The following is an 11,990-nucleotide window of genomic DNA, read 5'->3' on the forward strand; positions in this document are numbered from 1 at the left end:
GCCTGGCGGCGCTGCGGCGCCTGGCGCAGGAGAGCGCCCGCGCCGGGAACCGGGTGGAGGTCTGCGTGGACGACGCCGCGTACGAGCAGTCGCCGCTGCGTCAGGCGGCGGTCTACCGCGTCGTCCAGGAGTGCCTCACGAACGCGGCGAAGCACGCCCCGGGCCAGCCGGTCGAGGTGACGGTGCGCCTGACCCCGGACCGGCTGCGGGTGACGGTGACCAATCCGCTCCCGCCCGCGCAGCCGGCGCTGCCCCCGGTCTCGGCGGGCACCGGGACCGCGGGCATGGCGGAGCGGGTCCACACGATGGGGGGCGCGTTCCGGGCGGGCGCGGGGCAGGACGCGTACGAGGTGGTGGCGGACCTCCCGAGGTCCGGCCCCGCCTGATCCGCCCTATGCCGCGCTCATCACCCGCTCCAGTGCGTCGAAGTCGTCGACGCACTTCCCGCAGCCCACGGCGACGCTGTCCAGCGGATCGTCCGCCACGAACACCGGGATCCCCGTGGCGGACGCGAGCCGCAGATCCAGTCCGGGCAGCAGCGCGCCCCCGCCCGTCAACACGATCCCGTGCTCCATCACGTCGCCCGACAGCTCGGGCGGGCACTCCTCCAGCGTGGCCTTCACCGCCGAGATGATCGCCTCCACCGGCTCGTCCAGCGCGGAGCGCACCTCGCGCACGGAGAGGTCGACGGTCTTGGGCAGCCCCGCGACCTTCTCCCGTCCGCGCACGGTGAACGCCCGCATCTCGAAGGCGCTCTCGGTCTCGGGCACCGGCCACGCCGACCCGATCGCGATCTTGACGTCCTCGGCCGTGCGTTCCCCGATGAGCAGCCCGTGTTCCTTGCGCACGTGATCGGTGATGGCCTCGTCGAACCGGTCGCCGCCGACCCGCAGCGACTGCGACGTGACGACGCCGCCGAGGGAGATGACGGCCACCTCGCTCGTGCCGCCGCCGATGTCGACGACCATCGACCCGCGCGGCTCGGCCACCGGCAGGCCCGCCCCGATCGCCGCCGCCATCGGCTCCTCGATCAGGTGCACGGAGCGCGCCCCGGCGCGCTGGGCGGCGTGCACGATGGCCCGCCGCTCGACGGGCGTGACCCCGCTCGGTACGCACACGACCATGCGGGTGCGCGGCCGCCGCCCCGGGACGGCCTTGCGGACGAAGTGCCGGATCATCTCCTCGGCCGCTTCGTAGTCGCTGATGACGCCGTCGCGCAGTGGCCGGATCGCGGTGATGGAGCCCGGGGTGCGCCCGATGGTCTCCTTCGCCTCGGTGCCGACGGCGAGCACGCCGCCGCGCCCGCCCTCCTTCATCGCCACCACGGACGGTTCGTTCAGCACGATCCCCTGACCGCGTACGTAGAGAAGGGTGTTGGCGGTGCCGAGATCGATGCCTATGTCCATGATCGTCAAGTTTGCAGGGCGATGCTGTGATCCGGTGGGACCAAGGTCCCGAATCGGACAGGCCGAAGGTCCCGAGTCGGGGGGACGGGTGGCGTCCGCGGCGCTGTCGGTGGTCCTCCGTAGACTGGCGTACGTGAGTGACCTCCCTCCGCGCGACAGCAGCGACGACCACGTGCCCGACGACGACGCCTTCGAGGAGATCGTGGGCGCCGAGACGACCCGCGACCCCGACCTCGCGGTGATCGAGGCGGGCAGCCGCACCCTGCGCACGCAGGGCGCCCCGCCGCAGGGCGACGGCATCCCCGCCCGCCCGCAGGACCCGGAGGTGGAGAAGGCGCTGCGCGCCGTGGAGGCGGACCTCGCCACGCGCTGGGGAGAGACGAAGCTGGAGCCGTCGGTGGCCCGCATCGCGGCGCTGATGGACGTGCTCGGCGAGCCGCAGAAGGCGTACCCCTCGATCCACATCACGGGGACGAACGGCAAGACGTCGACGGCCCGCATGATCGAGGCCCTGCTCGCCGCCTTCGACCTGCGCACGGGGCGGTACACCTCGCCGCACGTCCAGTCGATCACCGAGCGCATCAGCCTGGACGGCGCCCCGATCGACCACGAGCGCTTCATCGAGACGTACGAGGACATCAAGCCGTACGTCGAGATGGTCGACGCCCAGCAGGAGTACCGGCTCTCCTTCTTCGAGGTGCTGACCGGCATGGCGTACGCGGCCTTCGCGGACGCCCCGGTGGACGTCGCGGTCGTCGAGGTCGGCATGGGCGGCAGCTGGGACGCGACGAACGTGATCGACGGCCAGGTCGCGGTCATCACCCCCATCGACCTGGACCACACCGACCGGCTGGGCACGACGCCCGGCGAGATCGCGGGCGAGAAGTCCGGGATCATCAAGCAGGACGCGACCGTGATCATGGCGCAGCAGCCGGTGGACGCGGCGCAGGTGATCCTCAAGAAGGCGGTCGAGGCGGACGCCACGGTGGCCCGTGAGGGCCTGGAGTTCGGCGTGGTCTCGCGCAGCGTCGCGGTCGGCGGCCAGCTGGTCACCCTGCGCGGGCTCGGCGGCGAGTACGAGGAGATCTTCCTGCCGCTGCACGGCGCGCACCAGGCGCACAACGCGGCGGTGGCGCTGTCCGCCGTCGAGGCGTTCTTCGGCATCGGCTCGGAGCACGCGCGCCCGCTCGACATCGACACGATCCGCACGGCGTTCGCCTCGGTCACCTCGCCGGGCCGCATGGAGATCGTGCGCCGCTCGCCGACCGTCGTCCTGGACGCCGCGCACAACCCGGCGGGGGCCCGCGTCACCGCCGAGGCGATCAGCGAGGTCTTCGACTTCAGTCGGCTCATCGGCGTCGTGGGCGCCAGTGCCGACAAGAACGTCCGCGGTGTCCTCGAAGCCTTCGAGCCGATCTTCGCGGAGATCGTCGTCACGCAGAACTCCAGCCACCGCGCCATGGACGCCGACGAGTTGGCGGGCATCGCGGTGGAGGTCTTCGGGGACGACCGGGTGCAGGTCGAGCCGCGGCTCGACGACGCGTTGGAGGCCGCGATCACGCTCGCCGAGGAAGAGGGCGAGTTCGCGGGCGGGGGAGTGCTCGTCACCGGGTCCGTGATCACGGTCGGCGAGGCCAGGCTGTTGCTGGGAAAGGGCTGATCCGCTGTGCGTACGTTGTGTTCCTCGACCCTGATCGGGGAGTTCTTCATCATCGGCTTCGCCGGCCTGGTCGCGATGAAGGACGACGACCTGTCGTCCGGCCTGGTGTGGACGGTGTGCGGCGTCGCCATGGTGCTCAGCGTGCTGCTGTGCGGCATGGTCACCAGGCCCGGCGGCGTCCAGCTCGGCTGGGCGCTGCAGATCGCCCTGATCCTGAGCGGGTTCTTCGTCCCGGTGATGTTCTTCCTGGGCGCGTGCTTCGCGGCGCTGTGGTGGGCCTCGGTCCACTTCGGCAGGAAGGTCGACGAGGCGAAGGCCCGCTGGGCGCAGCAGGAGTCCAGCGCGGCCTGAGGTCTTCGTGGGGTGCGTTCTTCGCCTGCGGGCCGGCGGGGGCCGGTCGCGCGGTTCCCCGCGACCCTGGAGGCTTGCGGCTTCGCCGCTCGCCTCCATCGACCCCGCCGGCCGCCCCACTGCCGAACCCCCTACGGCGAGCGGCCCCAGCTACCCCCTGTAATCTCGGGCCCACCGCACACCAAGGCCGCACAAGGAGTCCAGCCACCATGACCCAGCGCACCCTCGTCCTGCTCAAGCCCGACGCAGTCCGCCGCGGCCTGATCGGCGAGATCATCGGCCGCATCGAGCGCAAGGCCGGCTGGAGCATCGGCGCGCTGGAGCTGCGCGACCTGAGCCAGGAGACGCTGGAGCAGCACTACGGCGAGCACAAGGGCAAGCCGTTCTACGAGCCGCTCGTCGCCTTCATGTCGTCCGGCCCGGTCGTGGCGCTGGTCGTCGAGGGCGAGCGCGTCATCGAGGGCGTACGCCAGCTGGCGGGTCCGACCGACCCGATCGCGGCCGCCCCCGGTTCGATCCGCGGCGACTTCGGTGTCATCGTCCGGGAGAACCTGATCCACGCCTCCGACTCCGAGGAGTCGGCCGAGCGGGAGCTGAAGCTCTTCTTCCCGAACCTGGTCTGACCGCTTCGGGCCGTTTCTCCCTCCGCCGGTCTCGTCTGCTGAGACCGGCGGAGTCTCTTTTTCTGACGCCGCGTCAGTCACACGCTGCGACGGACCTTGTGGGGCGCGAGAAATTGGGTCACTGTTTGGCATATGCGCCCCGATTGGGGGAACGCAACCCTCCGTCGGCACGTCCCCATTAGCGGGGCGGGGATTCATCTGCTGACAATGGCGAAGACCCTCGCGCCGTGATCGTGCAGGCGAGACTACGATGGAAGCCTCCACGCCACACGCGTCCACCTCTCGCCTACCTGACAAGCAATCAAAAGCTCCACTTGGGAAGGCCAGACGAATCCTGATGGGGAACTCAATGTCGTTCATCGGCCGTGACATGGCTGTCGACCTCGGGACCGCCAACACGCTGGTGTACGTCAGGGGTCGCGGGATCGTGCTCAACGAACCGTCCGTGGTGGCGATCAACACCAACACGGGCGGCATCCTCGCGGTCGGCGCCGAAGCCAAGAAGATGATCGGTCGCACCCCTGGCAACATCGTTGCGGTGCGCCCGTTGAAGGACGGCGTGATCGCCGACTTCGAGATCACCGAGCGCATGCTCCGCTACTTCATCCTGAAGATCCACAAGCGGCGCTACCTCGCCCGGCCCCGCGTCGTGGTGTGCGTGCCCTCCGGCATCACCGGCGTCGAGCGCCGCGCGGTCATCGAGGCCTCCTCGCAGGCCGGTGCCCGCCAGGTGCACATCATCGAGGAGCCCATGGCCGCGGCCATCGGCTCCGGCCTCCCGGTCCACGAGGCCACGGGCAACATGGTGGTGGACATCGGCGGCGGCACCACCGAGGTCGCCGTCATCTCGCTCGGAGGAATCGTCACGGCGCAGTCCATCCGCGTCGCCGGCGACGAGCTGGACAACGCGATCATCCAGCACATCAAGAAGGAGTACTCGCTCCTCCTCGGTGAGCGGACCGCCGAACAGATCAAGATCACGATCGGTTCCGCGTACGACAACGACGCCGACGAGCACACCGAGATCCGCGGCCGCGACCTCGTCTCCGGTCTGCCGAAGACGGTCGTCATCTCGGCCGCCGAGGTCCGCAAGGCCATCGAGGAGCCGGTCAACGCGATCGTCGACGCGGTCAAGACCACCCTCGACAAGTGCCCGCCCGAGCTGTCGGGTGACGTCATGGACCGCGGCATCGTTCTCACGGGTGGCGGCGCCCTGCTGCGGGGCCTCGACGAGCGGCTGCGCCGGGAGACCGGCATGCCGATCCACATCGCCGAGGACCCGCTGGACTCCGTGGCGCTCGGCTCCGGCAAGTGCGTCGAGGAGTTCGAGGCGCTCCAGCAGGTGCTGGACGCCTCCCCGCGCAGATGACACGACGCGCAGCCGTCCGCCGTACGAGTGCCTGCCCACTCGTGCGGCGGATCGTTGATATATAGGCAAGGCATAAGAAATCCTCAGCAACAGCCCCCGCAGTAACGATTGAGGAAGGCACGGCCGCCGCACGTGAGGGACACACGAGAGAGCCGGCTGCTCCTGGTGCTGCTGATCGCCATCGCGTTCGCACTGATCACGGTGGACATCCGCGGCGGTGAGGACTCGCCGGTCGACGGTGCCCGCCAGGCAGCAGCCAAGGTCTTCGGCCCGGTGGAGAACGGCGTCTCGGGCGCCGTCGACCCCATCGGCAACGCCATAAGCGCCGTCCGGGACTCCGGCAGCAGGCACGACCGCATCGGCCAACTGGAGCGCGAGAACGCGGCGTTGAAGGCCGAACTCGGCAGCGGTGACCGCAACCGCAGCAAGATCCGCCAGCTCGACACCATGCTCAAGACCGCGGGCGCCGGCCAGTACGGCATCAAGGGCGCCCAGGTCATCGCCATAGGGTCCGCGCAGGGCTTCTCCTGGACCGTCACCATCGACGCGGGCGCCGACGACGGCATCAAGCGCGACATGACCGTCCTGAACGGGGACGGACTCGTCGGCCGCGTCACCACCGTCGGCCCGGGCACCTCCACGGTGCTGCTCGCCAACGACCCCGACTTCACCGTCGGCACCCGCATGGAGAAGACCGACGAGCTCGGCTTCGCCTCCGGGCAGGGCGACCGCCCGCTGCGCGTCCAACTGCTCAACGGCAAGGCCAAGGTCAACAAGGGCGACCGGCTCGTCACCTTCGGCTCGCAGGCCGACAAGCCGTTCGTGCCCGGCGTCCCGGTCGGCCGGGTCGTCCGTGTCGACCCGTCCGGCGGCGACCTGACCCGCACCGTCTACGTCGAGCCGTACGTCGGCTTCACCAAGCTCGACATCCTCGGCGTCGTCGTCCAGCCGCCGCGCACCGACCCGCGCGACGAGGTCCTGCCGTCCAAGCCCGCCAAGCCCAAGCCGGCCCCCACGGTCACCGTGACCGCCACGCCGTCCGCGCCGGTGAACGGCGCCGCCGACAACGGCTACGAGCAGTAGCAGGAGGAGCAGGAACCATGCGCTTCAACCGAATGCTGCTGTCCGTCACACTCGTCGTCGTGGCCCTGGTCATCCAGGTCTGCGTCCTGGCGAGGCTCCAGCTGCCCGGCGCCGTCCCCGACCTGCTGCTCCTGACCGTCCTCGGTCTGGCGCTGGTGTACGGGCACGTGGGCGGCGCCCTCGTCGGCTTCGGGGCGGGCCTGCTCGCCGACCTCGCCCCGCCCGCCGACCACGCCGCGGGCCGCTACGCCCTCGTGCTCTGCGTCATCGGCTACCTCGCCGGCCTCGTCAAGCCCGACAACGGCCAGCTGCGCTCGGCCGCGGGCCCCATGCTCGTGGTCGTCGGCGCCGCCGTCGGCACGACCCTGCTGTACGCGGGAGTGGGCGCCCTCGTCGGCGACACCGCCGCCCGTCACGTCGGCCTCGGCAGCCTGCTGTTCACGGCCGCGCTCTACGACCTGCTGCTCGCGCCGTTCGTCGTGCCCGGAGTGATGGCGCTCGCCAGACGCGCCGAGAACGACCCGCTGGCCGACTCCTCGGGCGGCCCCTCCGGCAAGGCCGCCGACGTCTCCTCCGGCTGGCTGTCCGCCGGCACCGGCCTGCGCATCGGCAACCAGCGCGGCGGCCTGCGCATGAAGTCCGTCAAGGCGCGCGCCGCCCGGGCCGGACGCATCAAGGGGGTCAAGCGCCTGTGACCGCGCGGCAGTTGACGCACAGCTTCCAGGTGTACGTGTACTCGTACACGCACACCGACTCGTACTCGTACTGAGAGGGGGAGCGCGGCCACCGTGACCCACGCCCACCTGTCACCCACCAGCGCCCTTTCGACGAATGGGCTGCGCCCATGACCCACGCCCACCCGTCACCCGCCACCGCCCTTTCGACGAATGGGCTGCGCCCATGACCAACATTCCTGCGACGGGCCGCACCCCGCGCGTCCAGATCCGGCTCATCGTCCTGCAGATCCTCGTCCTCTCCCTCCTGCTGACCCTCGGCGGGCGCCTGTGGTACCTCCAGATCCGCAACGGCGACGAGTACGCCAAGGAGGCCTCGGGCAACCACGTCCAGCAGGTCGTCTCGCCCGCCGTGCGCGGCTCGATCCTGGACGCCCGCGGTGTGCCGATCGCCGACAACGAGACCCGCCTCGTGGTCTCCGCCTCCCGCACCGACCTCATGAAGATGAAGGACGACGGCGAGGGCGTCCTCACCAAGCTCGCCGCGGTCCTCGGGATGAAGCCCAAGGAGGTCGAGGAGAAGGTCCGGCTGTGCGACGCCAAGACGCCGCAGCCCTGCTGGAACGGCTCGCCCTACCAGCCCATCCCGATCACCGACGAGGCGACGCCCAAGCAGGCTCTGCAGATCCGCGAGCGCGGCGAGGACTTCCCCGGGATCACCGCGGAGCCGACCGCCGTGCGCCGCTACGCCGGACCCGGCGGCTCCAACACCGCGCAGGTCCTCGGCTACCTCTCCCCGGTCACCGACGCGGAGATCGAGCAGGCCAAGGACAGCGACTCGCCCTACCTCCGCTCCGACCAGGTCGGCCGCTCCGGCCTGGAGCGCACGTACGACAAGGAACTGCGCGGCAAGGCCGGCGTCACCCGCTACGAGGTCGACAACCTCGGCCGCGTCATCGGCCGCGCCAACAGCGACAAGGCCGAGCCGGGAGCCAACGTCGTCACGTCGATAGACGCACGCGTCCAAGGCGTCGCCGAGTACGAGCTGAACGAGGCGATGAAGGCCGCTCGCAAGGAGTTCGACAAGAACACCAACGAGAACTACAAGGCCGACTCCGGCGCCGTCGTCGTGATGGAGGCCAAGACCGGCCGCGTCGTCGCCATGGCGTCCAACCCGTCGTACGACCCGAACGCCTGGGTCGGCGGCATCTCCGGCAAGGACTACGCCAAGCTCACCGGCAAGAAGTCCAACTATCCGCTGCTCAACCGCGCCATCCAGGGCCAGGCGGCGCCGGGCTCGATCTTCAAGGTCGTCTCCACGACGGCGTCGGTCAACGCGGGCCACCCGTTCAACGGCCGCTACCAGTGCGGAAGCTCGTACTCGATCGGCAACCAGGTCTTCAAGAACTTCGAGTCGGAGAACTACGGGCCGATCAGCCTCGGCCGCGCCCTGGAGGTCTCCTGCGACACCGTCTTCTACGGGATCGCCCACGACGAGTGGAAGAAGGACGGCGGCCTCAAGCCGCACAAGGACGCCGGGAACTGGTTCTACAAGACGGCCAAGCAGTTCGGTCTCAGCAAGGAGACCGGCATCGACCTGCCGAACGAGGTCAGCGGCCGGATCCCCGACCGGAAGTGGAAGCAGGACTTCTGGAAGGCCAACAAGGACTCCTGGTGCAAGACCGGCAAGAAGGACGGCGACTACGTCCAGCGCCTGAACTACGAGAACTGCCTCGAAGGCAACCTCATGCGCGCCGGTGACTCCGTCAACTACTCCATCGGCCAGGGCGACACCCTCGTCACCCCGATCCAGATGGCGTCGATCTACGCGGCGATCTCCAACGGCGGCACCCTGCACCAGCCCGAGGTCGGCAAGGCCATCGTCAGCGCCGACGGCAAGCAGGTCCAGGAGATCCAGCCGAAGGTCAACGCCAAGCTGCCGTTCAAGGGCAACACCCGCAACGAGATAGACCAAGCACTGGCGGGAGTGGCGACCCGCGGCACGGCGGCCTGGCGCTTCGGCGGCTGGCCCCAGGACAAGATCCCGATGCACGCCAAGACCGGTACGGCCGAGGTCTACGGCAAGCAGACGACCTCGTGGTTCGCGACGTACACCAAGGACTACTCGGTCGTCATGACGATCTCCCAGGGCGGTACGGGCTCCGGCGCCTCGGGCCCCGCCGTCCGCAAGATCTACGACGCGCTCTACGGCATCGGCCAGGACGGCAAGCAGGACCTGAAGAAGGCCCTCCTGCCCTCCCCGGAGAAGAGCCTGCCGAAGATCCAGCAGGACGGGTCCATCGACGCCCCGAAGATCAAGCCGTACGACCCGAACCAGGACGAGCCGCCGGCGCAGCAGGAATTGGCGGCGGGCCTGCCCACCTCCACGTACAGCAGGAGGGACTGAGCGCCGATGAGCCTCAGCAACAACGGCTTCTCCGTCTCCGGGTACGGGCCCCAGCAACGCTCCGCCATGTCGCGGCTCATGGCCCGCGACTCGGTGGTGCGCCGCCTCGACTGGCCGATACTGTTCTGCGCGCTCGCGCTGTCCCTGATCGGCTCGGCACTCGTCTACTCGGCGACGCGCAACCGTACCGAGCTCAACCAGGGCGACCCGTACTACTTCCTGTTCCGGCACCTGCTGAACACGGGCATCGGGCTGGCGCTGATGGCGGGGACCATCTGGCTGGGGCACCGGACGCTGCGGACGGCGGTCCCGATCCTGTACGGGATCTCGGTCTTCCTGGTGCTGCTCGTGCTCACCCCGCTCGGCGCGACGGTGAACGGCGCGCACGCCTGGATCATCATCGGCGGCGGCTTCTCGCTGCAGCCCTCCGAGTTCGTGAAGATCACCATCATCCTCGGGATGGCGATGCTGCTCGCGGCGCGAGTCGACGCCGGTGACCGGGAGTTCCCCGACCACCGGACCGTGCTCCAGGCGCTCGGCCTCGCCGCCGTCCCGATGATGGTCGTCATGCTGATGCCGGACCTCGGGTCCGTCATGGTCATGGTGATGATCGTGCTCGGCGTGCTGCTCTCCTCGGGCGCCTCCAACCGGTGGGTGCTCGGCCTGATCGGCGTCGGCGCCGCGGGCGCGGTCGCCATCTGGAAGCTCGGCGTCCTCGACGACTACCAGATCGCCCGGTTCGCGGCGTTCGCCAACCCCGCGCTCGACCCGGCGGGCGTCGGCTACAACACCAACCAGGCGCGGATCGCGATCGGCTCGGGCGGGCTGAACGGCGCCGGACTGTTCCACGGCTCGCAGACCACCGGGCAGTTCGTGCCCGAGCAGCAGACGGACTTCGTGTTCACCGTGGCCGGCGAGGAGCTGGGCTTCGTGGGCGCGGGCGCGATCGTGCTGCTGCTGGGGATCCTGCTGTGGCGGGCGTGCCGCATCGCCCGCGAGACGACCGAGCTGTACGGGACGGTCGTCGCCGCCGGGATCATCGCCTGGTTCGCGTTCCAGGCCTTCGAGAACATCGGGATGACGCTCGGGATCATGCCGGTGGCGGGACTCCCGCTGCCGTTCGTCTCGTACGGAGGATCATCGATGTTCGCCGTGTGGGTGGCGGTGGGACTGCTGCAGTCGATCAGGGTGCAGCGCCCGATGTCGGCATGAGGCCGGCGGCGGTCCGTGCCCTTTCGGGGCGGGCCGCTCCCGTCTAGATTCAGGTCATGGCGGAGACGAAGCGCGAGATCGAGCGGAAGTACGACGCCCCTGCCGACCTCTTCCGGCTGCCTGATCTGCATCAGGTGCCCGGGGTGTCGGCCGTCATCGACAAGGGCGTCATGGAACTCGATGCCGTGTACTACGACACCGAGGACCGGCTCCTCGCCGCCCACCGGATCACCCTGCGCCGCCGCACCGGCGGTGACGACGCCGGATGGCACCTGAAGCTGCCCGTCGCGCTCGCCGAGGGCGTGCGGGACGAGGTGCGGGCGCCGCTCTCCGACGAGGTGCCGCGCGAGCTCGCCGCTCTGGTGCGCTCCCGGGTGCGTCAGGCGCGGCTGGTGCCCGTCGTACGGCTGCTGTCGTCCCGCGACGTGTCGCACCTGAACGGCTCCGACGGCGCGCTCCTCGCCGAGGTGAGCATCGACACGGTGCGCGCGGAGCGGATCGGCGACGGGCGCGCCGCCGCCTGGACCGAGATCGAGGTCGAGCTGGCCGACGGCGGCGACCCCGCGTTCCTCGGCAAGGTCGACAAGCGGCTGCGCAAGGCCGGTGTCGCGCGCTCCGCCGCCGCCTCGAAGCTGGCCCGCGCCCTCGACGAGACCGGGGCGGCGCCCCCCGCCCTGACCTCCCCCGCGGAGCGGCCCGTGACCGCAGGGGACCACGTCCTCGCCCGGCTGCGGGCCCAGCGCGACGCCCTCGTCGAACTCGACCCCGCCGTGCGCCGGGACCTGCCGGACTCCGTGCACCAGATGCGGGTGGCGACCCGGCGGATGCGCACCGCGTTCAAGACGTACAAGAAGGTGCTCGATCCGGCCGTCACCGCGCCCGTGGGCGAGGAGTTGAAGTGGCTCGCCGCCGAGCTGGGCGTCGACCGGGACCGCGAGGTGCTCGCCGAGCGGCTCACCGAACGGATCGACGCGATGCCGAGCACCCTGCTGCTCGGGCCGGTGCGCGCCCGGCTGCGGATCTGGGAGGTCGCCCGTCGCCAGGGCTCGCGCCGCAACACCGTCGCCGTGCTCGACGGCGAGCGGTACCTGGTCCTCCTCGAACGGCTCGATGCCCTGCTCGCCGAGCCGCCGCTGCGGCCGGCGGCCGAGCGCGCGGCCGCCGACGTGCTGAAGAAGGCCGCCCGCAAGGACCAGGCGCGTCTC

General features: G+C 70.3%; 11 protein-coding genes. 10 read left to right on the forward strand and 1 reads right to left on the reverse strand.

Going from position 1 to position 11,990, the window contains the following annotated elements; all coding sequences use genetic code 11:
* The coding region (locus tag G3I40_RS28895; RefSeq protein ID WP_343245047.1) for an ATP-binding protein at window positions 1-386 on the forward strand (386 nt) is incomplete at its 5' end.
* Window positions 387-392: 6 nt separating this feature from the next.
* Here G3I40_RS28895 and G3I40_RS28900 read toward each other — a convergent pair.
* Window positions 393-1,406, reverse strand: coding sequence for a rod shape-determining protein (locus G3I40_RS28900; protein ID WP_203644950.1), 1,014 nt, complete (start codon window positions 1,404-1,406; stop codon window positions 393-395).
* A 133-nt stretch (window positions 1,407-1,539) separates the two neighbouring features.
* Here G3I40_RS28900 and G3I40_RS28905 point away from each other — a divergent pair, with 133 nt between their 5' ends.
* From G3I40_RS28905 to G3I40_RS28945, 9 genes are all read left to right on the forward strand, one after another.
* A complete protein-coding gene (locus tag G3I40_RS28905) occupies window positions 1,540-3,066 on the forward strand; it encodes a folylpolyglutamate synthase/dihydrofolate synthase family protein (RefSeq protein WP_343245048.1) in 1,527 nt (508 codons plus the stop codon).
* Window positions 3,067-3,072: 6 nt separating this feature from the next.
* The gene (locus tag G3I40_RS28910) at window positions 3,073-3,417 is read left to right on the forward strand and encodes a DUF4233 domain-containing protein (protein WP_164305444.1); all 345 of its coding nucleotides are present in this window, start codon (window positions 3,073-3,075) and stop codon (window positions 3,415-3,417) included.
* Between the two features lie 209 nt (window positions 3,418-3,626).
* Window positions 3,627-4,040 (forward strand): nucleoside-diphosphate kinase, encoded by a 414-nt coding sequence (gene ndk / locus G3I40_RS28915; RefSeq protein WP_164305446.1) that lies wholly within the window; start codon window positions 3,627-3,629, stop codon window positions 4,038-4,040.
* A gap of 349 nt (window positions 4,041-4,389) precedes the next feature.
* Window positions 4,390-5,409 carry a rod shape-determining protein gene (locus tag G3I40_RS28920; protein WP_164305447.1) on the forward strand — a complete coding sequence of 340 codons (1,020 nt, stop codon included), beginning with the start codon at window positions 4,390-4,392 and terminating at the stop codon, window positions 5,407-5,409.
* Between the two features lie 132 nt (window positions 5,410-5,541).
* Window positions 5,542-6,492 (forward strand): rod shape-determining protein MreC, encoded by a 951-nt coding sequence (gene mreC / locus G3I40_RS28925; RefSeq protein WP_164305449.1) that lies wholly within the window; start codon window positions 5,542-5,544, stop codon window positions 6,490-6,492.
* 17 nt (window positions 6,493-6,509) lie between these two features.
* Window positions 6,510-7,187, forward strand: coding sequence for a rod shape-determining protein MreD (gene mreD / locus G3I40_RS28930; RefSeq protein WP_164305451.1), 678 nt, complete (start codon window positions 6,510-6,512; stop codon window positions 7,185-7,187).
* Window positions 7,188-7,392: 205 nt separating this feature from the next.
* The gene (gene mrdA, locus G3I40_RS28935; RefSeq protein ID WP_164305453.1) at window positions 7,393-9,573 is read left to right on the forward strand and encodes a penicillin-binding protein 2; all 2,181 of its coding nucleotides are present in this window, start codon (window positions 7,393-7,395) and stop codon (window positions 9,571-9,573) included.
* 6 nt (window positions 9,574-9,579) lie between these two features.
* Complete coding sequence (rodA, locus tag G3I40_RS28940) at window positions 9,580-10,785, forward strand: rod shape-determining protein RodA (RefSeq protein ID WP_164305455.1); 1,206 nt, start codon at window positions 9,580-9,582, stop codon at window positions 10,783-10,785.
* Between the two features lie 56 nt (window positions 10,786-10,841).
* The coding region (locus tag G3I40_RS28945; RefSeq protein ID WP_164305457.1) for a CYTH and CHAD domain-containing protein at window positions 10,842-11,990 on the forward strand (1,149 nt) is incomplete at its 3' end.

Origin of the sequence: Streptomyces sp. SID14478 (genome assembly GCF_010548525.1) — a bacterium.
Classification (GTDB): domain Bacteria; phylum Actinomycetota; class Actinomycetes; order Streptomycetales; family Streptomycetaceae; genus Streptomyces.